Source organism: Enterococcus sp. AZ167 (genome assembly GCF_051714025.1).
In the GTDB taxonomy this organism is placed as follows: domain Bacteria; phylum Bacillota; class Bacilli; order Lactobacillales; family Enterococcaceae; genus Enterococcus_D; species Enterococcus_D casseliflavus.
This window is the reverse complement of record NZ_JBIORB010000001.1, coordinates 1,204,468-1,225,266: the sequence shown is the minus strand read 5'-3', so window position 1 is coordinate 1,225,266 and position 20,799 is coordinate 1,204,468. Positions and strand designations below refer to the sequence as shown.

Annotated in this window: 21 protein-coding genes, 2 pseudogenes and 1 other annotated feature; of the genes and pseudogenes, 14 read left to right on the top strand and 9 right to left on the bottom strand. The window is 43.3% G+C overall.

Features of this window, described 5'->3' with window-relative positions:
• Positions 1–52: 52 nt before the first annotated feature.
• The 8 genes and pseudogenes from IGJ05_RS05735 to IGJ05_RS05700 all read right to left on the bottom strand — a co-directional run bounded on the left by IGJ05_RS05735 (position 53) and on the right by IGJ05_RS05700 (position 4,848).
• Positions 53–904, bottom strand: a complete 852-nt coding sequence (locus IGJ05_RS05735) for an Rgg/GadR/MutR family transcriptional regulator (RefSeq protein ID WP_010747814.1) — start codon at positions 902–904, stop codon at positions 53–55.
• Positions 905–1,308: 404 nt separating this feature from the next.
• Positions 1,309–1,497: a hypothetical protein gene (locus IGJ05_RS05730; protein WP_005225554.1), complete on the bottom strand. Its 189-nt coding sequence runs from the start codon at positions 1,495–1,497 to the stop codon at positions 1,309–1,311.
• Positions 1,498–1,713: 216 nt separating this feature from the next.
• On the bottom strand, positions 1,714–2,136 hold the full coding sequence (locus IGJ05_RS05725) for a hypothetical protein (protein WP_010747816.1): 423 nt from the start codon (positions 2,134–2,136) through the stop codon (positions 1,714–1,716).
• A 103-nt stretch (positions 2,137–2,239) separates the two neighbouring features.
• A pseudogene (locus IGJ05_RS05720) lies at positions 2,240–2,823 on the bottom strand (hypothetical protein).
• A gap of 118 nt (positions 2,824–2,941) precedes the next feature.
• Positions 2,942–3,314, bottom strand: a pseudogene (locus IGJ05_RS05715) (hypothetical protein).
• 226 nt (positions 3,315–3,540) lie between these two features.
• The gene (locus IGJ05_RS05710; RefSeq protein ID WP_010747820.1) at positions 3,541–4,026 is read right to left on the bottom strand and encodes a tetratricopeptide repeat protein; all 486 of its coding nucleotides are present in this window, start codon (positions 4,024–4,026) and stop codon (positions 3,541–3,543) included.
• A 57-nt stretch (positions 4,027–4,083) separates the two neighbouring features.
• Positions 4,084–4,611, bottom strand: a complete 528-nt coding sequence (locus tag IGJ05_RS05705) for a GNAT family N-acetyltransferase (protein ID WP_034695438.1) — start codon at positions 4,609–4,611, stop codon at positions 4,084–4,086.
• A gap of 24 nt (positions 4,612–4,635) precedes the next feature.
• A complete protein-coding gene (locus IGJ05_RS05700) occupies positions 4,636–4,848 on the bottom strand; it encodes a hypothetical protein (RefSeq protein WP_010747822.1) in 213 nt (70 codons plus the stop codon).
• A gap of 672 nt (positions 4,849–5,520) precedes the next feature.
• Positions 5,521–5,574: a sequence feature (sodium ion sensor (DUF1646 type); this cis-regulatory element may regulate processes involved in with the transportation of sodium ions), on the top strand.
• Between the two features lie 110 nt (positions 5,575–5,684).
• On the opposite strand from IGJ05_RS05700, the gene IGJ05_RS05695 reads away from it, so the two are divergent.
• The 10 genes from IGJ05_RS05695 (at position 5,685) to IGJ05_RS05650 (ending at position 15,558) form a co-directional block, all read left to right on the top strand.
• Positions 5,685–6,017 (top strand): hypothetical protein, encoded by a 333-nt coding sequence (locus IGJ05_RS05695; protein ID WP_010747823.1) that lies wholly within the window; start codon positions 5,685–5,687, stop codon positions 6,015–6,017.
• Complete coding sequence (locus tag IGJ05_RS05690; protein ID WP_010747824.1) at positions 5,995–7,956, top strand: V-type ATP synthase subunit I; 1,962 nt, start codon at positions 5,995–5,997, stop codon at positions 7,954–7,956. Before IGJ05_RS05695 ends, IGJ05_RS05690 begins: the two co-directional genes overlap by 23 nt.
• Positions 7,953–8,423, top strand: a complete 471-nt coding sequence (locus IGJ05_RS05685) for a V-type ATP synthase subunit K (RefSeq protein ID WP_005225567.1) — start codon at positions 7,953–7,955, stop codon at positions 8,421–8,423. The genes IGJ05_RS05690 and IGJ05_RS05685 overlap by 4 nt, the downstream gene beginning before the upstream one ends.
• Before the next feature lie 13 nt (positions 8,424–8,436).
• On the top strand, positions 8,437–9,021 hold the full coding sequence (locus tag IGJ05_RS05680; RefSeq protein ID WP_010747825.1) for a hypothetical protein: 585 nt from the start codon (positions 8,437–8,439) through the stop codon (positions 9,019–9,021).
• 3 nt (positions 9,022–9,024) lie between these two features.
• Positions 9,025–10,011: a V-type ATPase subunit gene (locus IGJ05_RS05675; protein ID WP_010747826.1), complete on the top strand. Its 987-nt coding sequence runs from the start codon at positions 9,025–9,027 to the stop codon at positions 10,009–10,011.
• Complete coding sequence (locus tag IGJ05_RS05670; protein WP_005225570.1) at positions 10,001–10,309, top strand: V-type ATP synthase subunit F; 309 nt, start codon at positions 10,001–10,003, stop codon at positions 10,307–10,309. Before IGJ05_RS05675 ends, IGJ05_RS05670 begins: the two co-directional genes overlap by 11 nt.
• Before the next feature lie 15 nt (positions 10,310–10,324).
• Complete coding sequence (locus IGJ05_RS05665; protein ID WP_010747827.1) at positions 10,325–12,112, top strand: V-type ATP synthase subunit A; 1,788 nt, start codon at positions 10,325–10,327, stop codon at positions 12,110–12,112.
• The gene (locus IGJ05_RS05660; RefSeq protein ID WP_010747828.1) at positions 12,096–13,493 is read left to right on the top strand and encodes a V-type ATP synthase subunit B; all 1,398 of its coding nucleotides are present in this window, start codon (positions 12,096–12,098) and stop codon (positions 13,491–13,493) included. Before IGJ05_RS05665 ends, IGJ05_RS05660 begins: the two co-directional genes overlap by 17 nt.
• The gene (locus IGJ05_RS05655) at positions 13,474–14,103 is read left to right on the top strand and encodes a V-type ATP synthase subunit D (protein WP_010747829.1); all 630 of its coding nucleotides are present in this window, start codon (positions 13,474–13,476) and stop codon (positions 14,101–14,103) included. The genes IGJ05_RS05660 and IGJ05_RS05655 overlap by 20 nt, the downstream gene beginning before the upstream one ends.
• Positions 14,104–14,181: 78 nt before the next feature.
• Positions 14,182–15,558 (top strand): TrkH family potassium uptake protein, encoded by a 1,377-nt coding sequence (locus tag IGJ05_RS05650; protein WP_034695440.1) that lies wholly within the window; start codon positions 14,182–14,184, stop codon positions 15,556–15,558.
• Positions 15,559–15,601: 43 nt separating this feature from the next.
• Here the strand turns inward: IGJ05_RS05650 and IGJ05_RS05645 are convergent, their stop codons facing one another.
• A complete protein-coding gene (locus IGJ05_RS05645; RefSeq protein WP_010747831.1) occupies positions 15,602–16,261 on the bottom strand; it encodes a hypothetical protein in 660 nt (219 codons plus the stop codon).
• Between the two features lie 308 nt (positions 16,262–16,569).
• Between IGJ05_RS05645 and IGJ05_RS05640 the strand changes: the two genes are divergently transcribed.
• The 4 genes from IGJ05_RS05640 (at position 16,570) to licT (ending at position 20,683) form a co-directional block, all read left to right on the top strand.
• Positions 16,570–16,941, top strand: coding sequence for a MarR family winged helix-turn-helix transcriptional regulator (locus tag IGJ05_RS05640; protein ID WP_010747832.1), 372 nt, complete (start codon positions 16,570–16,572; stop codon positions 16,939–16,941).
• 172 nt (positions 16,942–17,113) lie between these two features.
• Positions 17,114–18,226 carry an NADH-dependent flavin oxidoreductase gene (locus IGJ05_RS05635; protein WP_010747833.1) on the top strand — a complete coding sequence of 371 codons (1,113 nt, stop codon included), beginning with the start codon at positions 17,114–17,116 and terminating at the stop codon, positions 18,224–18,226.
• Positions 18,227–18,572: 346 nt separating this feature from the next.
• The gene (locus IGJ05_RS05630) at positions 18,573–19,619 is read left to right on the top strand and encodes a hypothetical protein (protein WP_010747834.1); all 1,047 of its coding nucleotides are present in this window, start codon (positions 18,573–18,575) and stop codon (positions 19,617–19,619) included.
• A 227-nt stretch (positions 19,620–19,846) separates the two neighbouring features.
• Entirely contained in the window at positions 19,847–20,683 is an 837-nt protein-coding gene (gene licT / locus IGJ05_RS05625) for a BglG family transcription antiterminator LicT (protein WP_010747835.1), read from the top strand.
• Positions 20,684–20,799 lie beyond the last annotated feature (116 nt).

Genomic DNA, 20,799 nt, shown 5'->3' with positions numbered 1-20,799 from the left:
TTCCTCCGTGTAAGAGAGTCGTTCTCTTACTGAGAGGAAGCAGCAGGTTTTTTTAGATACTCTGAGCCAGTGCCTCTAATTCTTTGGCAAAGGCTTCTTGCCCAATAAAACGCAGATAATCCAGTGCTTTTTCAATCGTGGCCATTCCCAGCATACGATCTCCTTGAAACAAGGCGTAGATGCCTTCGAAATAACGAATCATCAAGCGGATACGATCATTGTCCGGCGGCAGGTGATCGGCTAGATACGTCAGCACATGCGCCAACTCGGCAGGTTTTTTGCGATCGATAAACAAGAAAGCCGCATTCGTCAGCAATTTTGTGTAGATTTGATAATTGATACTTAACGCATTGCTGTAAAAAATTTTTTTATTCAGGTGTTTCATTTGATACAAGATGTACTCGTCAGAAAAGAGGAAGAGCAGATTGGTAAATAAGGAGATTTCAAATTTTCCCCACGTGTCGATGCGTTCCAAGTATTTCTTGATGGTCGCTTCGATGATGCGCCGTTCTTCCTCGTCGGTAACCACGCCTTTTTTCTCTAAAATCAAAAAGAATTGACTATACAGTACATAATAGAAGAAATCCTTCGTGGTTTTATACAGTGCTTGGGCTTTGTTGATCAAAGAGAGGACTTCAGAATACTTGCTTTCATAGTAAGCGGTGGTCAACTGTTTGGATAGCTGCTTTTTCTCGCTGACTTGATTGTCATCCAAGCGATACTCAAATTCCTCCAAAGTGACATTTAAGCGGTCCAAATACTGGTGCAAAATATCAAAGGCGATGCGGTGCCCTTTTTGTTCAAAGGTTGCCAGTGTACTGCGTTCTGAAATGTTCTCAACCAATTTTCGCTGTGAGATATTTCGTTCCGTTCGTAACTCTTTTAACAAGTCATTGGCCTTCAAAAAATCCCTCCTAAAAAAAGTGGACGGAAAAATAGTCCAAATATGTTACAGCTTTATTTTGCGGGTAAACTTGAAGAAAGTCAATTAAAGGAGGAGAAATGGATGTTTGATTTTTTTAGTTTTCCCTGGGAAGTTGTAGAACTAATGGCTAACGTTTTTTCTTTCTTCAAATAATCGATCCTTTGTGATTGGTTAGCAATTGATTTTTTAACAGGAAAAAAGTATAAGTGGTTTTACGTAATAAGTTACTGTTCATTCGCGCATTCAAACGCCCTCTCCCCAAACAGCTTACCCTGTCAAGGTGCGTAGGTCTGCCGAATCCCTTTTAAAAAAGGAGCAAACACAACAGCGAGTGATTGCTCTTTTTTTGTTGGTCAAAAAACCTGCATACGGCATCGCAACAGTCAGTTTTGTTTTTTCTTGAACATTGGTTCATTCGGATCAGAATAGTAATCAGGATTGAATTCATCATCGATCGAGACCCCGAAAAGAGAGACGAGACTGGGAAGAACCCCAATCACGCCGAGGACGACGGCAACTGGAAGGTAGAACTTTTTGCGCTTGTACCACGGAAGCTGCGATTTCTTTTCCATAGGAACTCCTCCTTTTTAAATAGTGTAGCATGTTCTGAATTGGGTGTGTTAATAATTACCTTCAATATTTAAAAATATACTAAAACGGTATGTCTGATGGGATAAAAAGCTTCGATAGGTAAATCTAGGGAGCGTTCGTTTTTGTCATTGTTGCCAGAATCAAGTTTTATAAAAAAGGAACCGAGTAAGAAAGCCATCCTTCTTACTCGGTTCCTTTTATTGTAAGTAATCCTTGGTTTGGTCCATCAAGGTTTGAAAGTCTGATTCGTTTTTTCTTATCGCCTCTGTTAGGGTAAACAAATAACCGTTGGGGTCTTTGATGGTCATTTCAAGGGCATTCCACGGCTTTTCCATCAAAGGTTCCACGATCCACTTTTCGGGAATTTTTTGAGCGATATTCTGAAGATCAATCATCGCTACATTCAAAATTGCCCCATCGCCAACAGTGAACGAGTCTGCGGCAATCAGCATCAAATCTTGGTAGTCAGCAAGACGCAGATGGTCCATCGTCACTTGATTTTCTTGATTGCGAAACTGATACAATGACTGGAAACCCAAGATTTCTGCAAACCATTTTGATGATTGTTCAATATCTTTTGTCTTCAATTGATAAAACATTGGCATAACATATACTTTCATTTTGACACCTCCTCTTAATTAGAGGATACCACTTGACGCAGCGTCAAAGTCAATAGACATTTTCGTATTGAAGCAAAGCTTGAAAATGGCGTTTCTTTGGCACTTAAGTCAAGGAAAAATGGGCAATAATTGTTTGACTCACTTCATCAGGTGATAAGTGGGTATTGTTGATTTTCAGCGAAGGAATCGTTGGAAAAAGGGTAGTTAATTCCTGTGGCAGGCTTTCTAAGCGATAGTTTTCAAACGAAGACAAAAGCTCGTTTCTAGAAAAATCCAGCGCTCTTTTTGACGGCTTTGCGGCTAAACGGTCCTCATGGCAATTGCGCTTTAAGCGTTCCTCAATATCAGCCACTAATTCGATAAAATAGACCTTTTGCTGGGCATCGGTAAATAGTTGGGCGATCTCTTGTAAAAAAGCTAAATCTCCCGCTTGATCGAAATCAATCAAGACCGTAAAAATGATTGATTTCTCGTATTATTGGCTTCATTTTGAACAAAGGCTTTGAAGAGTTCGATCCGTGTTTGATTAGACAAAGCGAATGCTGTGGGACTATAGCCAAGAAAGTTCGCAAAAAGATCAATGGTCTGGTGATTGAATAAAAGCTTTGCATCCAATCGTTTTTCCAGTTCTTTGCCCACAGTCATTTTCCCTGCGGCTTGTGCGCCAATCAAGACGATCAATGACATCACAACACATCCTTTTTATCAATCGTAACAAAGGTGAGCTATCGTGTAAATTGGTTCTTAGAAAGAAATGATTGAGAAGCTGGAATTTTTCATAAGTGGAAACCAAAGATGCTCTTTTTTAGGTAAAAAGGAATGAGCGGAACTTCTCCGACAAAGGGAAGAAAACCATGCAGCACAATAGCACGGTCTGGAACAACAAAATGACCAGTAGATTGATCGTTTCAAATCGTGAATAAAGATAGAAGTGGATCAGCCATTCGAAGACATTGACAAAGACTAAATAAAGGTAGTGCGCTTTTTTGACTTTGCAGTTTTTTAACCAATAATAGCTTAAGTAATAATCCAGCAAGATCATCAACAATAGAAAAAGTTTGCTGAAAGCCGTCAGATTGTCATGCTGCGAGGCGAGTTTTTTGAAAAAACAGCAAAAGGGTTGGTGTCGGAATATAAATGATCAATAAGGATAGGAAAAAATAGACAATAAAGGGCATAGTCATTCCTCCAATCTGTTATTAAAAAAACATAGATAAACTAACAGATTTATTGAGAGCCGTCAACTGGTTTTTTATCGGAAAATTCGATAATGATAGGTAGTATTGCTTGGAGGAAAAGGTTCAAAGGATAGTCGTTGGTAGCAAAGGATGATTGCGAGATATCCAAAAGAAAGACTCCCTTTTACGAGAAAAGGGAGCGGAGGAGCTGCTTCATAGGGTATATTTATGCCCATGTCTCATTGAGTTTATCCGCATAAAACAAAAGTGCCTGTCGGTAAGACTGGATGTCTGGATCGTTAGAGGTTTCGGCAAGCAGGGTCAATAATCGTTTAGTGGCTTGCTCATACTCGGCGAGATTAAACAGTGTCATGGCATAGAAGGTTTGCAAAGCATGATTTTTTGGATACTGCTTCATCGCTTCTAAAAACACTTCTTCGGCTTTTTGATAATTGCCGAGGGCACGATAGGTGCTGCCTAGACCTAGGTAGGCATCTGGCAAGTCGTTTTCTGATAACCCTAACGAGATTGCTTGTTCATAATAAGGAATTGCCTGTTGCTCTTCCCCTAAAAGATCATAGCTCCAAGCCGTTTGATAATGCACAAAGGCATCTTGGGGATTTTCGGCAGCTAATTGAATCAATTGTTCATTTGATTGTTGCAGTTTTTTTTCAGTCCGCAGTTGGATCGCAGCAGCTAGTCGTTCATTCATTGGTTGGAAGCTCCTTTTTAAATAGTAGAAAATGACTTAGATAACTTGCAAGCATAGCTAAGGGGAAAGATCTGCCCAGCTTTCACCTGCAAAAGAAAAACCGCATGCTTCATACAGCTTGTAGGCTGGCTGGTTTTCAACCGTCACTACCAGATAAAGGTGAGTGAGGCCCATGGCTTTTGCTCGTTGGATCACTTCCTTCATCATCAGCTTGGATAAGCCGTTGCCTTTAAAGGCTGCGCCCATAACAACAAATAATAGCAGGGGAAGCTCTTGAAACGTGCTGGTTACTACGGCACCGATAGGATGATCATCCTTTTGTAACTGAAAAGAAAGCTCTGGAATCAAGGGACCGTATTTTCCGTCAGCGGTCTCTCTCAGCTCTCTTTGCCAGTCAGCAAGCGATTCCCCTTCGTCATCTGTCGTTTCATGATAGGCGGAATAAAAAAGTTCTGCGACACTTCGAGAATTCGGGAGAAACGGCTCAAAAGAAAGGGCGGATTCTTGTAAAGCTTTGGGGGCATGTTGTAAGTCACAAGCCATAATGATTCGTTTCATAGAAGCACTCCTCTCTGCTCGTTTCATTTATTATAGCAGAGCCAAGCTTTTTCACGCTCGTTTTTTTCTAATAAAAGCCCAGATCCAACGAATTCCTTCGTAGATTGCAGTGAAGACTGCCACCAGAAACAAAAACGACATGTAGTGGATCAAAAAAGCGAGCTGAAACCATAAGCCATAGAACATCGGCAGGACGACGAGCAAACAAAGAACCAATTCGATGTTTCGCTTTCTTCTAATTTGAAACCAACGTTCATCTGACATCCTTTTTCCTCCTGTTCATTCTTTACACACACTTTGTTAAATATCCATCTTTTTATAAAATGATCGATATATTTGCGATATTTTGATTAAAAAACTAGAAAATTGATTTGTTTTTTGGTAATCTTGAAAATAAGATTAGAAATAGCTGTTGTTTTTTATTTTGACTGATTTTCCCACGAAAGACAAGGTGAGCACAATGGAAAGAAAACCGATGTATTTAAAAAATGGGCTTCCTTTAACAATGGAACCGGGTAAAATTTACACATGCCTTTATCGTGGCGGTTATTTCATTTGTGAAGAAAAGGGCCAACCGCTGCCACCGATAAAAAGAGAAGCGAAATAAGCGAACTTCTCACTTAAGATTTGTCAGGGATCGAATGGGTTGTTGGAACTGATATCTCCTTTTGGGTACCAATCAAATGATGTCTAGCATTTTCAAAAAATCTCAACGTTCTTCATTCATACCATTCTAAGTCTTAAATTGATTTTGACCGATTTCAATTTAGTAAGAACAATCCGATCCCTGGCAAATGTTAGGTGGAAAGTTGGGCAGGTAGCAAGTGAATCAGTAATAGGTGAAAAACGGTTTTTTCTCACAAAAGATGATTTCACTTGAATAGAACGCCGTTTTTTGCTATAATAGTTCAGGAATTGAAAAATAAAATAGACAAAGGTTGAGCATTTTTTATGCTTCAAGGATCAGGTTTGCCAAGGGGTGAGGCAAACATTCTTGGAGGAATGCTGGCCTTTTTTCATATCAGCATACTTCTTCGTGAGGTATGCTTTTTTTGTTTATTTTTCAGTTGAGAATACAAATCATTATAGGAGGGGAATCGATGAGAGAAGCTTTGACTCGTTTACGAGAAGCAGAAGAAGCCAATGAACAGCAATTGCGCGCTTTGAAAAAAGAATTGCAGTCGGAAGAAGCGCAGCAGCAACAAGCATTGCAAGAGCGATTAGCCGCTTTGGAAGAGGCGCTTGTTCAAGAACAAGCAACAATCGAAGAGCAGTTGCAACAGTCACTAGCAGCACAAAAGCAGCAGCTGGCAAAAGAGAACCAGCAAGTGTTAGATCGTTACCAAAAAAATATGCAAAGCTTCCAAGAGCAAGCGGTTCAACAGATCGTTGAAGGAGTGATCGGGACTTATGGCAGTAACCAAACTAAATAAACTAACGTTGATCACCCCGAAGCACTACCAAGAAAGGTTATTGACGAAGCTGCAAACGATGCAGTTTGTTGAAATCGAGAACGTATTTGAGCAGGAAGCCAACGAAACTTGGCTGCGGGAATTTTTTGCAGGAGCCACCCCAGAAGGTGCTTCTCATCAACCAATGATTCGTCGACTGCAAGAAGCGATCCGCTTTATTCGTCAAAATGGTGATGCGAAAAAAGGCACGGAATGGCAACGAGATGCCTTGCGGCTGTCGGACTTTGAAACAAGCTTCGATGAAGCCGCAGCATTAACGGAGCTGGTTGAAGTCGAGAATTTGCAGGAGCGCTGGGTAGAGACGATCGAAGCGATCGAAGCAGCGACGCAGTCGGAAGAATGGGCGACACAATGGCAAAATCTTGACGTACCCTTGGAGATCGAAGCGCCTGCACATACAACTTTTTTTGCTGGGAGTGTCGAAGGCCCACGCTGGGAAGATCTAGCTGAAGCCTTGCGTCAATTGGAAGAGGTTCATATCGAAGTGATCTATTCTGAACCCAAAAAAGTCAATTTCAGCTGCCTGTTTTTAACAGCGATCGAAGAGCAAGTGTTCCAATTGTTTCACCGATATGGGGTGAAGAAAGAAACTGGCTTGACATCCGAATCACCAAAAGTGGTTTTGCAAAATGCGAAACAAGCCTTGACCTCCTTGACGCAGCAGCGCAAAGAACTGATTACAGAAATCAGTCAGCACAAACAACGGCTGATCCTGCTGCAGCAAGCGGAAGAACTGTTTTTGACTCGTGAGAATCGGGCAATGATGCAACAGCGCTTAGCAGCTGGTCAGACCTTTGCCCTCTTGCGCGGATGGATTGCAAAAAAGGATCAGCCGTTAGTGGCGGAAATGGTCCAAGAATCCTTTGCCAACGAGATTTACTATTCATTTGAAGAACCCACTGCAGAGGAGATCGCTGCCAATCAAGTGCCAACGAAGCTAAAAAACGCCTCGTTTATTCAACCCTTTGAAATGTTGACGGAAATGTACAGCTTGCCAAAATACGATGAGATCGATCCAACCCCATGGATGACACCTTTTTACTATGTTTTCTTTGGTATGATGGTGGCTGACTTAGGTTATGGTGCATTAATGGCTGTCGCGACCACGATTGGGCTACACGCCTTGCGTTTGCCCAAAGGGACCAAACGGTTTCTGAAATTGTTCCAGATTTTGTCTGTGCCAACTATGATTTGGGGCGCAATCTACGGCTCCTTCTTTGGTGCTACATTGCCCTTCCAACTTTTATCGCCCTCCGAAGATTTTATGGCGATCTTTGGTCTATCCATGATTTTTGGTGGCATCCAACTGTTTACAGGCCTTTATTTAGCAGCCAAAGAAAATATCCGCAAAAAGGATCTTTTAGGTGCAGTCAACGAAGGCTTTGCGTGGCTAGGACTTTTGAGTGGTCTTTTAGTGGCAGCCGCAGGCAATCTTTTGATCGATGTCCCAGCACTAACAACCGTCGGCTTGATTTTAGCAGGCTTTAGTGCCTTATTGATCATCGTGGTACCGATTCTGAAAGGGAAAACCAAAGTGGGCGGCTTCTTTTTAGGCTTGTATGACTTATACGGTGTGACCAGTTATATCGGCGACTTTGTCAGCTATAGCCGCTTGATGGCATTAGGGATCTCTGGTGGGAGTATCGCAGCAGCCTTCAACTTATTGGTGGGCTATTTGCCGCCAGCCGCTCGTTTTTCTGTGGGCATTCTCTTATTGGTTGTCCTACAAGCTTTAAACATCTTTTTATCGTTACTGAGTGCGTATGTGCATGCCGCTCGTTTACAATATGTAGAGTTTTTCGGAAAATTTTTCACTGGTGGGGGGCGCCAATTTGAAACCTTTAAGCCAAGTGAGAAATACGTTGATTTTGATAAAGAAAATGGAGGAGACAATAAATGATTGATTACTTAATTAATAATAATGGTGGTATGGTGTTTGCAATTATCGGAATGGGGATCGCTACGATCTTTTCTGGGATCGGTTCAGCCAAAGGGGTGGGCCAAACTGGTGAAGCAGCGGCAGCCTTAACGACGAATCAGCCGGAGAAGTTTGGACAAGCCTTGATTTTACAATTGCTTCCCGGAACGCAAGGACTATACGGATTCGTTATTGCGTTTATGATCTATGGTAGCTTAAGTGGTGAAATGTCGACAGTGACTGGTATGGCGTACTTGATGGCATCACTGCCAGTTGCCTTTACTGGCTTGTTCTCAGGAATGGCCCAAGGGAAGGTCGCTGCAGCTGGGATTCAAATTTTAGCGAAGAAACCAGAGCATTTCTTTAAAGGGGTTATGTTCTCAGTAATGGTTGAGATGTATGCCATCTTAGGCTTTGTTATTTCTTTCTTACTTTTAGGAACGATTTAAAGGGGGCGAAGGTATGGATGCAATCGACAAAATGATTGCTGAACTAGACCAAGAAGCGCAGACAAAACGGGAACGTTTGGCTGCCGCTGAACGTGCTAGGATCAGTGAAACGATGGCACGTGACTGGGCGAAAAAAGAGTCGGACTTGCAGCTTCGTGCCCAGCAAGCAAAAAAGCAAGCCGAAAAAAATTATCATCAAGCGCAAAATCGCCAAGCAAGTGCCGCTAAGCAGCAGCAAATGGTGAAACAAAACGAATACCTGACACAACTTTTTGAGCAAGCGTATCAACAAATGGTTGCCTGGACGCCAGAAGAGCTGCAGTCATTTGCTGAAAATGTGCTGCAACAGCTGCCGATCAGCGGGACGGTGACCTTCCACGCTGGTCCTGAGCAAGCAGCCCATCTAGATGCCGCTTGGCTTACGTCTTGTCAATCAAAACTACCGTATGAAATCAAAGCAGGCGCACCATTGACAGAAGCAGGCTTTTTGGTGGATGACAACGGCATTCAATACAATTTTACCTATCAGGTACTGCTTGATGAATACAAGAAAGAAACCCGGGAACGGTGGTTGCAGATCATACAACAAGGAGGTTGATCCATGAGGAACTATCATCAATTGAATCCAATCATTCGGCTGAAAGAGATGACGTTGTTAAAACCGCAAGAAGTCGAACAAATGATTGCGGCAAAAGGGTTTGCTGAAGTCGAAGCTGTCTTGCAGCAGACCCATTATCAACGCTATTTAAAGCCAGATTTTCATGAACGATTCGAAACCTATCTCGATGAAGAATTGTTAAAGACGATCAAAGAATTGGCCGAGCTGGTTCCTGATCAAGAGATCCTCCGACTGTATATGATGCCTTTTACTTTCCATAATCTAAAAGTCTTGACCAAAGAGTCAGTCACTGGAAAAGATTATGATCATCTACTGATCGAAGACGGTTTTTACACGATCGATGAGTGTCGGACCGCCATCAAAACGGGAACCTCAGAGGTATTGCCTGAGAAAATCGTGACTACGATCCAAGAAGTGCGGGAGTACTTAGAAGGCGGCGCCGTGCTGCAAGGCATCGATATCATTTACGATCGCCGGTATTTACATGAACAACGGCGACTGGCAGATGAAATCAAGATCCCTGAGCTACAAGAAGCTGTCATCAAGATGATCGATCTGACCAATATAACGATTGCCGCACGTTGTGTACTTCAAAAACGATCGCGCAGTTTTATGGAAGCAGTCTTAGTGAGTGTCGGCAGTATCCCGAAAGAAGAATTTTTAGCGTTTGCGGATGCGTCCTATAGTGACTTTTTAGCCTTCTTATTAGAAAGTGATTATCAGGAAGTGTTGCGGCCTTTGATTCATGAACAGGTGATCGACTTTGCTGGCTTGGCACTTTTACAAGACAATTTGATCACAGAAAGCTATGGCCAAGCCCAAACGGATGCTTTAGGACCACTGCCTTTACTCGCATTTTTGAATGCTAAGGTTTTGGAACTGCAAAACCTGCGTCTCTTGCTAGTAGGCAAACGCAGTGGCTTTACGGAAGAACAACTCAGAGAAAGGATGCGGCACTATGACTCATAAAATCGGCGTAATCGGCGAGAAAGAATCCGTCATTCCTTTTCAACTATTTGGCTTTCAGGTCTGCTATGCCTCGGAAGAAAAAGAAGTGAAGCAGGCGCTGGCAAAATTAATGAAGAACAGTACGATCATCTACCTGACTGAAAAATGTGCCGAGCTGATTCCCGATGAATTAGCAAAAGTCCAACAAAAAATGACACCTGCAGTCATCTTGATTCCTGATTATGATGGTTCCCGAGGAATCGGCAAGCGAATGATTCAAGAAAATGTCGAAAAAGCAGTTGGACAAAACATACTATAGAGAGGAGCCGATGTTGTGGAAAAAGGAACAATTATTAAAGTATCTGGTCCATTGGTTTTAGCCAAAAATATGGGCCATGCAAGTTTAGAAGATATCTGTTATGTAGGAGATTTAGGCGTGGTCGGTGAGATCATCGAAATGCGCGGCGACGTCGCTTCGATCCAAGTCTATGAAGAAACGTCTGGGATCGGACCTGGTGAACCAGTCGAAACCACCGGTGAACCGCTATCCGTCGAATTGGCGCCTGGGATCATGTCACAAATGTTTGATGGCATCCAACGTCCCTTAGAAACCTTCATGTCTGTCACCCAAAGCAACTTCTTGACGCGTGGGGTGCAATTGCCTGCGTTGGATCATGAGAAAAAGTGGCCCTTTGTACCGACAGTCGAAGTCGGCGAAGTAGTCAGTACGGGGATGGTCATCGGCACCGTGCAAGAAACACCGTTGATCAATCACAAGATCATGGTTCCTCATGGCGTTTCAGGAACAGTCAAGGCTGTTTATGTGGGGGAATTTACCATCGATGAAACGATTTATGTTTTAGATACACCCAAAGGAGAACGGTCTTTCACAATGCTGCAAAAATGGCCCGTTCGTCATAGCCGTCCAGTAAAGCAAAAACTGAATCCAGTCGAACCAATGATTACTGGCCAGCGAGTGATCGACACCTTCTTTCCAATCGCTAAAGGCGGGGCGTCAGCCGTTCCAGGACCTTTTGGTGCAGGGAAGACTGTCGTTCAGCACCAAATCGCCAAATGGGCGGATGTCGACCTGGTCGTCTATGTCGGCTGCGGCGAACGCGGCAATGAAATGACCGATGTAATGAACGAGTTTCCAGAGTTGATCGACCCTCGTAGTGGTGAATCTTTAATGGCGAGAACCGTGTTGATCGCTAACACCTCCAATATGCCGGTAGCCGCTCGGGAAGCGTCGATTTATACTGGGATCACGATTGCGGAATACTTCCGAGACATGGGGTATTCAGTGGCGATCATGGCGGATTCCACCTCACGTTGGGCAGAAGCACTGCGAGAAATGTCTGGTCGTCTGGAAGAAATGCCTGGGGATGAAGGGTATCCAGCTTACTTAGGCAGCCGCTTGGCAGAGTATTATGAGCGTTCTGGAAAAGCGATTTGCTTAGGTTCTGATCAAGAAGGCAGTATCACTGCCATCAGCGCCGTTTCACCATCAGGCGGCGATATTTCAGAACCAGTTACCCAAAATACGTTGCGGGTCGTAAAAGTCTTTTGGGGCTTAGATGCCACCTTAGCGCAAAAGCGTCATTTTCCTTCGATCGATTGGTTGAAGAGCTATTCTTTATACGAAAATGAATTGGGTGCCTTTTTGGACCAACAAATGCAAGTGGATTGGTCCAAACAAGTAACAGAAGCCATGCGGATGCTGCAAAAAGAATCTGAGTTGTCAGAGATCGTTCGACTTGTCGGCATCGACGCTTTGTCCGAAAAAGATCAGTTATTGCTGGAAACCACCAAATCATTGCGAGAAGATTTCTTGCAGCAAAACGCTTTTGACGACGTCGATACGTTTACCTCTCGTGAAAAGCAGTTCAAAATGCTGGAAACAATCTTGCTGCTCCACAAAGAAGCGGAAGATGCGTTGACACTAGGTGCGTATCTTTCAGAAATCTATGCAGGAACCGAAGAATTGCGAGACAAAGTGGCACGTATGAAGTACTTGCCTGAAACGGAATTAGCAAAAATTTCTGCTTTGCATCAAGAGATCAAAGCAACGATGAAAGAAATTTTACAGAAAGGAGACCGCACCGATGATCAAGGAATATAAAACGATTGGAGAAGTCGTCGGACCATTGATGGCCGTCGATCGCGTCTCCGGTGTCAAATACGAAGAGTTGATCGAAGTCCGCATGCAAAACGGCGAAACGCGGCAAGGACAAGTACTGGAGATCCAAGAAGACAAAGCGTTGGTCCAAATTTTTGAAGGAACCGGCGGGATCAATTTGCGGGAATCTGCGGTGCGTTTCTTAGGACATCCTTTGGAATTAGGCGTTTCCGAGCAAATGATCGGGCGAGTCTTTGACGGCTTAGGTCGGGTCAAAGATGGCGGAGTAGAGATCGTCCCAGAAAAATTTATGGACATCAACGGCGAAGTGATCAATCCAGCAGCGCGGGATTATCCTGATGAGTTTATTCAAACGGGGATCTCATCAATCGACCACTTGAATACGCTCGTTCGGGGACAAAAGCTGCCGATTTTTTCTGGTTCTGGTCTGCCTCATAAAGAATTGGCTTCGCAAATTGCGCGTCAAGCACAAGTGTTGAACTCGGAAGACGATTTCGCTGTTGTGTTTGCTGGCATCGGGATCACCTTTGAAGAAGCAGAATATTTCATGGAAGATTTTCGTCAAACGGGCGCCATCGACCATTCTGTCGTCTTTATGAATCTAGCCAATGACCCAGCGATCGAGCGGATCGCTACTCCCCGAATGGCACTGACGGCAGCCGAATACTTGGCTTACGAAAAGGGCATGCATGTCTTGGTGATCATGACGGATATGACCAACTACTGTGAAGCTTTGCGGGAGATTTCCTCTGCTCGTCGTGAAGTGCCAGGACGTCGGGGTTATCCTGGGTATCTTTATACCAATCTATCAACGTTATATGAACGTGCGGGACGGATTCGCGGCTTGAAAGGTTCAGTGACCCAGCTGCCGATTTTGACCATGCCAGAAGATGACAAAACCCATCCGATTCCCGATTTGACCGGCTATATCACCGAAGGACAAATCATCTTGTCTCGTGATTTGTATAAAAACGGCATCCAGCCACCCATCGATGTCTTGCCGTCATTGTCACGGTTAAAAGATAAAGGGACCGGTGAAGGAAAAACCCGTAAAGACCATGCCGCAACGATGAACCAGTTGTTTTCTGCCTATGCTCAAGGAAAGCAAGCCAAGGAATTGGCAGTCGTTTTAGGAGAATCGGCATTGTCGGAAGTAGATAAAACCTATGCCAAATTTGCGGAACGCTTCGAAAATGAATACTTGAACCAAGGGTATCGCACCAACCGCTCTATTATCGAAACCTTGGAATTAGGGTGGGAATTATTGGCGATGCTGCCAAAAGTCGAGCTGAAGCGGATCAGCGATGCCCTACTGGCGGAATACTTACCGGGAGAGGAGAACAATGGCGCAAAAAACCGTTAATCCAACCCGCATGGAGCTGTCGCGCCTCAGCAAACAATTGGCGACAGCCAAACGCGGACACAAATTATTAAAAGACAAACAAGACGAACTCATGCGTCAATTTATTGAGTTGATCAAAAAGAATGACCGCTTGCGTAAAGAAGTCGAAGAACAATTGCAGCGTGCCATGAAGGCATTTCGCTTAGCCAATGCCACAATCAATGAAAAATACATTGAAGAAATGTTTATTTTACCAGCAACTGAAGTCTCCCTTGAGTTATCCACGAAAAATATCATGAGTGTGGAAGTGCCAGTGATGCATTTTGATTACGACGATACGGTGATGCAAGCGCCGATCGAGTACGGCTTTTTGAATTCCAATGTTCCGTTAGATAATGCGGTCGCCCGTTTTACCGACGTTATGCCGAAGCTGTTGGAGCTAACGGAAATCGAAAAGACCTGTCAATTGATGGCAGGGGAAATCGAACGGACGCGCCGACGCGTCAATGCCCTAGAATATTTGACGATTCCCGAGCTGGAAGAAGCCATTTATGGAATCAAAATGCGGCTGGAAGAAAATGAACGAGCAAACGTAACAAGAATGATCAAAGTGAAGAATAAATCAAAATAAAATGGTATGATAAGAGAAAAAACAAATGCAATAAACTTGGATTACTAAGACATTGGTTTTTGCAAAAGGTCAAAGGAAATGAAAATGAAAAAAAGAAATCGTTTGAAAAAAAAGCTGGCATCGCAACGCTTTTTGATTCCGCAGATCGTCACTCTGGTCTTCGTTTTGCTGATATTGGCAGGAACTGGCTTGCTGATGCTGCCGGCTGTCACCCAAAGTGGTGAAGGCACCAACTTTTTAGATGCGCTGTTTACTGCCACATCGGCTGTTTGCGTGACGGGTCTTTCGACCTTGACCGTAGCCGATCATTACAACCTGTGGGGCCAAGGGATCTTGCTGATGCTGATTGAGATCGGTGGGATCGGCTTCATGTCGATTCCCGTCTTCTTTTACATCTTGGCGAGAAAAAGAGTCCATCTTAGTACTCGGATGATTTTGCGGGAATCATTGAATCTGGACCGAATGTCTGGAGAGATCCATTTGGCATGGTACCTGATTCGGATCGCCTTTTTGATCCAAGTCAGTGGGATCATCTTGCTGGCTTTTGCTTTCGTGCCCCGTTTTGGTTGGGAGCAAGGCCTTTGGTACAGTGTTTTTCATGCGATCTCGGCCTTTTGTAATGCTGGGTTTGATTTGTTCGGCAACAGCATGGTAGGGTTTCAAAACGATCCATTTGTGCTGGGGGTCATCAGTTTCTTGATCATCGCCGGTGGTCTGGGTTTTCTCGTTTGGTTCGATATCCTGCATACGGCGTCCAAAAAACGGTCCCTGCATAGCCGCTTGGCATGGATCGCTATGATCGTTTTGGTGGTTTTTGGAACGGCAGGGTTCTTTTTGACCGAAGCCAATTCACAGTTGATCACGGGTGATTCGGTCATCGAACGTTTTTTCCAATACCTCTTCTTAGCGGTCACCCCAAGAACCGCGGGATTTTTCAGTATTGATTACGGACAAATGAGTCAAGCAGGCTTGATGCTGACGATGATTTTAATGTATATCGGTGGAACCTCTGGATCAACTGCTGGGGGATTGAAGACAACGACATTTGCGGTCTTGATCATCAAGATCCGCAGCTTATTGAAAGGGCGCAGTCGAGCGGAAGTTTTTGGTCGCACGATCAAAGAATCTGCTGTATCGCGTGCCTTTACGTTGTTCTTCCTTACCTTGACGTTATGCTTCGTAGCGATTTTCTTATTGTCGATCACTGAGAGTATGCCGCAAACCCCAAACTTTGGGTTGCCAACCATTGCCTTTGAAGTTTTTTCCGCTTTTGGAACGGTGGGGTTGACCATGGGGTTGACGCCTTACTTGTCGGTTTTTGGCAAACTTTTGATTATTTTTTTGATGTTCATTGGTCGAGTCGGCATCATGACCGTTGCTTTTTCATTGATGAAAAAAGCCAACAAACAAGAAGCTGGCTACAAATATCCTGATGAAACCGTGATGATCGGGTAACGAAACAGGGAAACGAAGCACGCTTCGTTTCCCTGTTTTTCGTTTATTGAAGTACTTCTAACATCACATCTCGTTGGTCATCGCTGACATTTCCCGCATAGTTCGGTGTGATCAAAGATAGACCACCCTCCTTATTTGTAAATAGGTACAGGTTGTGGCTAAAATCAGGATTTCCATTGGAAGTGATCCCTTTTGCAAAGGTCAATTGAGTGTTCACTTTTACGGTGCGAATCCCATTGTCATTTGCTGAAAAGATGCGAATCTCTTTTGTTGCGATCGTATCGACTTGTGCTTCATAGCTTGCGCTGTCGTCGATCAAAATGATCAATGGGCTCGTATTTTGAATCGTGACAGCATCTGGTACATTGACGCCATGGAAATAAAACGTCAGTGAAGGGCCATATTGGGAAAGATCAACCGCATATGGAAACTCGTTGGTGGATACTGAGCTTGCTGTCGTTTGCGTTGCGTCAGAGTGGTCCGTCGATTGCTGGCTTGTGGTTGAAGTTTCTGAAGTAGAGGTTGACGCTAAGGAGCTGTTTTCAGTCGTTTGCATCGTCGTACTTTTTTTGCTTTCAGTAGACACATGACTTTGGCTTAGCTCGCTGGTTGATTGCGCGGCATCTTTTTCGTTGTTACAGCCTGTCAAAAGCCCCACACTGACCAGCGTCAGTGTCCCAATCAAAGAAATTGTTTTTTTCATCGTTTGTTTCATCCTTTCCTACGAATACTAAAACATCTAAAAAAAACAAATTATTGTGTGAAAATGCACAATTATGTTGATATAGTGTTTAAATATTCTTTGGTGTTAAAGATATTGTAGTCCAGAACACTGAAAAAGAATAGGAAGATTTTGCTGAATTTTTCGTCAATTCTATCATAAAACATTCATGAATGCCCGCAGTAGCTGGCTAATTTTGCATAATAAAGTGTTAGCCTTTTCTGGCGACTTGCGTAACGCAGGGATCTAGATTAAAATACCTTGGTATAGAAGAATGGGTGGTGAAGAGGATGGAAAAAGAACGGATGGGGCAATGGTTAGCCTTTACGAATCAGCATCAAGCGATCGAAGCTCGTTTGGAGCAAGCCCTCAAAGCAGAAAGCAATCTGTCTTTGAATGAGTATTACGTGCTTTATTACTTAGAAAAGACCCCCAATCATAGCATGCGCCTCAATGATTTGATCGCCCATTTTGATCTGAGTCAAAGTGCGATGTCACGTATGATCATGCGCATGGAAGACAAGCTGTGCGGTGTGATCGAACGGCATTCTTGTCAAGATGATAAGCGGGGGATCTATATTGATTTGACCCAATCAGGGGAAAAGAAACTGCAGCGTTCAAAAGTCGTTTTTGAAAAAGTCTTGGAGGAAATGCTGGACTAATGATGTTTTTCACTTGTTTTCTCCTTGATTCTTTTGTAATATAGATGCATGTGCATGTATATTTTGATAAAGGGAAAAAAGATGCACCGATTTGCTTTAAGGATCTCCTTGGGCAACTAAGCCAGTCAGATCCACAAAGCGAAATGAATCCAATGGAAAAGGTGGGAAACCCATGCGAAATGTAACAGACAAAGCAACATTTAAGCGCGGATTGCAGTTGAAAAATCGAATCATTATGGCACCAATGACGACCAAGATGTCCTTCTTTGATGGGGTGATTACGAAAGATGAGTTGGCTTACTATGGCTTACGCTCTGGGGAAGTCGGAGCAGTCATCACAGCTGCAGCCAATGTCCAAGAAGATGGCAAGGGCTGGGAAGGGGAATTAGGCGCTTACGACGATGCCTTTTTACCTGGATTAAGTAAATTGGCCAGCACCATCAAAACCAATGGGACCAAAGCTATTTTACAGATTTTTCATGCCGGTCGGATGACGGATGACTCGGTCCTACGAGGAACACAACCGATTTCTGCTAGCGCAGTTGCTGCCGAACGACCAAATGCCCAGGTTCCCCGAGAAGTCACAGTAGATGAGATTTTAACGATTATTGAAAACTTTAAAAAAGCTACCGAACGGGCGATCAAGGCGGGGTTTGATGGCGTAGAACTCCACGGAGCCAATACGTATTTGATCCAACAATTCTTTTCTCCGCACTCAAATCGTCGGTCCGATGAATGGGGTGGCTCACTAGAGAACCGTTATCGTTTTATTGAGAAGCTCGTCGATGAAGTATTGGAAACAGTGGACCAATCAGGTGTGAAGGAGTTTATCGTCGGTTATCGTTTTTCACCGGAAGAATTCGAAGAACCAGGGATTCGCTTTGAAGATACGTTGTTCTTAGTGGACCAACTGGCAGAAAAAGGATTAGACTATCTGCACATCTCCCTTGCGGATTATACCCGCAAATCGATTTCAAAAGCGTACCAAGAAAAATCGATGTTGGCGTATGTCTATGAAAAAATCGCTCAGCGGGTTCCTTTGATTGGTGTAGGGGATGTCCGAACATCGAAAGATGCTGCGGGATTGCTAGAACATGCAGACTTTGTAGCAGTGGGCCGAGCATTGTTGATCGATCCTCATTGGGGACAAAAAGTCTTAGACGGTCAAGATGCGTTGATCCGCACCACGGTTTCTACTTACGAACGTGAGGAACTCGTATTACAAAACGGCGTTTGGGGTTTTATGGAAAACATGATGCCAGATCGCCTAAATGAAGAAAAATAAGCAGACAACCACCTTTGCCTTGGGCGAAGGTGGTTTTTTATGATCGCTACTCATTTTTGGCACATTGAGAAGAGCTGTTTTTTCTCTAATGTGACCCTTTTAGTTTCAAAATGACGAATCAGAAGAAGACTGGGAGAAACAAGCCTGTGATCGAAAGAAAGAGCGCGAAAAGATTTTTTTAGTTAAAATACACGAATGAGTTTTTAGTTTATTTTAATAAATAGTCAAACAATTCAGAATCATTCATTTTTCTTACAAAAAGATAGCGCAAGTCGAGTTGATTGATAAAAAAACAATCAGTTGTTAGACTTAATTCAGGTTAAAAAAACAAAAAGGGGATGTAATGATGAAAAGAGGATTTAGAAATTATTTAGGTTCAGATGAGCGGGAGGCAGGCTATAATTTGTCTTGGGGGTCTATCTTTGCAGGAGTTGTAACATTTATCGCATTGTTCATGACACTCTCAATGATTGGCTCAGCAATCGGTTTTGGTATGGTGGAACCAACCTCTAATAACCCATTAGATGGTGTTGGGACAGGATTATTGATTTGGACAGTGATTACCTTCGTCTTGGCATTATTCGGTGCTGGTTTTGTTTCTGGTGTTGCTGCTCGACGTGTCGGATTGGTTCATGGTTTCTTAACATGGGCAACAAGTATGATCGTGATGATGGTTATGCTCTCTTACTTAACGATCGGTGCTTTTTCTGTAGTCGGTTCACTTTTAGGAAACGTTGCTTCTGCTGTCGGCAGTGGTGTTGAAACAGTGGCATCTGGTGCTGGCGATGTCGCTTCAAAAGCCTTCGATGAAATAACAGGAAACATGGAAGACGTCAATACAGATGAATTACAGGCGAACGTCAATGATGTTTTACAAGATACCGATGTTCCTGAATTGCAACCAGACTACTTGCAAAATCAATTGTCTGATGCGACGAACGACATCAAAGATGCCGGCAAAGACATTGCAACCAATCCAAATGATGCCGATAAAATCATTGATGATTTAGCAAGCAAATTACAAGATCGTGCTACAACGATTGGTGATTCAGTGGATGAAGAAGCAATTTCAAATGCGGTCGCTCAAAATACTGATTTAAGCCAACAAGAAGCAGAAGAAGCAACCAATAACATTGTCACTGGTTTGCAAGATGCTTCTGATGAAGCGCAAAAACAAATCGAAAATGCGCAACAAAATCTTGAACAAGCCAAACAAGACATTGACCAAGCAGTGGAAGACGCTCGTCAAAAAGCGGAAGAAGCAAGTGATGCAACAGCTAAAGCATCCATTTGGGGCTTTGTGGCAATGGTCTTAGGACTCGTTCTTACGTCAATCGGTGGGTTGGTGGGAGCAAACTTAGTCAAAACTGCTGACCACGAAAATCGTATCTAATTCACCTCTCACAAAGAGAGTTAGTGAGCCATAAACCAGTGAACAGCGTTCTGCCAAAGAATCAAATGGCAGCAGCGCTGTTTTCTGCTTTTAAACAAGCGGTTAAAAATCCCCATTGACGAGTGATTTTTCTCATGCTACACTGGCTCTGAGGATTGTTACCGCTTTAGGCGGGCTATACCTATTTTTTTGTGTGAAGAAATCTAAAGAAGAATAGGGTCGTTAAAATGAACGTAACAAAAGTGATCAATAACAACATTGTGATTTCTGAGAATGAGGAAAAACAAGAATTGGTCGTCATGGGCAAAGGCTTAGGCTTTAAGAAAAAGCCAGGCGATGTGATCGACGATACCAAGATTGAGAAAGTCTATCTCAGTACACAAGAGTGGAATGTCACAAAACTAACCCAATTACTTTCTTCTATCCCTATCGAACATATTCAAGCAGCGAATGAGATCATCAGTTTTGCAAAAGTTTCCCTTGGGAAAAAATTGAGCGAAAAATTATTTCTGACGCTGACCGATCATATCAATTATGCTATCGAGCGCTATCAAAATGGCATGGAAATCAAAAATGCCTTGCTATGGGAAATCAAGCGGTTTTATAACCATGAATACCTCATTGGCAAAGAAGCGTTATCGATCATTAAAAATCGCTTGGCGATCGAGCTGCCAGAAGATGAAGCCGGCTTCATTGCATTGCACATCGTTAATGCGGAGTTGGATATGGCGCAGGTCAGTCAAGTATCGGAAATGGCGAAGATCATTCAGCATATCCTAAACATCGTCAAATATCATTTTTCAATGGAGCTTGATGAGTATTCATTGAACTACGAACGCTTTGTGACCCATTTGAAATTTTTTGTCCAGCGCTTATTCAGCGGAACAAAGCTCGATGATGCAGGAACCGGCAGTTTTATTTTTATGTTGAAAGACCGCTATATGAAGGAATATGCGTGTGCGCTGAAAATCAGCGACTACATCAACAAAGAATTCGGTAGACCGTTAGAAGAAGACGAATTGATCTATTTAACTATACACATCAAACGAATAACAAGTGCTTAGGATTGTTACTGGATTGGCAGGCTATACCTAAATGAACTCCCAAGGGGTTCGTTTAGGTATTTTTTTATTGACTTTAGTCAGTTTCGTTCGCGTAGCGTACGAAACAAAAAAACCGC

Coding starts and splice junctions, on each gene's coding strand:
- IGJ05_RS05700 (WP_010747822.1), bottom strand. CDS start 4,848: ATGTCAGATGAACGTTGGTTTCAAATTAGAAGAAAGCGAAACATCGAA.
- IGJ05_RS05675 (WP_010747826.1), top strand. CDS start 9,025: ATGAGGAACTATCATCAATTGAATCCAATCATTCGGCTGAAAGAGATG.
- licT (WP_010747835.1), top strand. CDS start 19,847: ATGAACGTAACAAAAGTGATCAATAACAACATTGTGATTTCTGAGAAT.
- IGJ05_RS05680 (WP_010747825.1), top strand. CDS start 8,437: ATGGATGCAATCGACAAAATGATTGCTGAACTAGACCAAGAAGCGCAG.
- IGJ05_RS05695 (WP_010747823.1), top strand. CDS start 5,685: ATGAGAGAAGCTTTGACTCGTTTACGAGAAGCAGAAGAAGCCAATGAA.
- IGJ05_RS05635 (WP_010747833.1), top strand. CDS start 17,114: ATGCGAAATGTAACAGACAAAGCAACATTTAAGCGCGGATTGCAGTTG.
- IGJ05_RS05685 (WP_005225567.1), top strand. CDS start 7,953: ATGATTGATTACTTAATTAATAATAATGGTGGTATGGTGTTTGCAATT.
- IGJ05_RS05630 (WP_010747834.1), top strand. CDS start 18,573: ATGAAAAGAGGATTTAGAAATTATTTAGGTTCAGATGAGCGGGAGGCA.
- IGJ05_RS05725 (WP_010747816.1), bottom strand. CDS start 2,136: ATGAAAGTATATGTTATGCCAATGTTTTATCAATTGAAGACAAAAGAT.
- IGJ05_RS05710 (WP_010747820.1), bottom strand. CDS start 4,026: ATGAATGAACGACTAGCTGCTGCGATCCAACTGCGGACTGAAAAAAAA.
- IGJ05_RS05670 (WP_005225570.1), top strand. CDS start 10,001: ATGACTCATAAAATCGGCGTAATCGGCGAGAAAGAATCCGTCATTCCT.
- IGJ05_RS05650 (WP_034695440.1), top strand. CDS start 14,182: ATGAAAATGAAAAAAAGAAATCGTTTGAAAAAAAAGCTGGCATCGCAA.
- IGJ05_RS05640 (WP_010747832.1), top strand. CDS start 16,570: ATGGAAAAAGAACGGATGGGGCAATGGTTAGCCTTTACGAATCAGCAT.
- IGJ05_RS05660 (WP_010747828.1), top strand. CDS start 12,096: ATGATCAAGGAATATAAAACGATTGGAGAAGTCGTCGGACCATTGATG.
- IGJ05_RS05645 (WP_010747831.1), bottom strand. CDS start 16,261: ATGAAAAAAACAATTTCTTTGATTGGGACACTGACGCTGGTCAGTGTG.
- IGJ05_RS05655 (WP_010747829.1), top strand. CDS start 13,474: ATGGCGCAAAAAACCGTTAATCCAACCCGCATGGAGCTGTCGCGCCTC.
- IGJ05_RS05705 (WP_034695438.1), bottom strand. CDS start 4,611: ATGAAACGAGCAGAGAGGAGTGCTTCTATGAAACGAATCATTATGGCT.
- IGJ05_RS05730 (WP_005225554.1), bottom strand. CDS start 1,497: ATGGAAAAGAAATCGCAGCTTCCGTGGTACAAGCGCAAAAAGTTCTAC.
- IGJ05_RS05690 (WP_010747824.1), top strand. CDS start 5,995: ATGGCAGTAACCAAACTAAATAAACTAACGTTGATCACCCCGAAGCAC.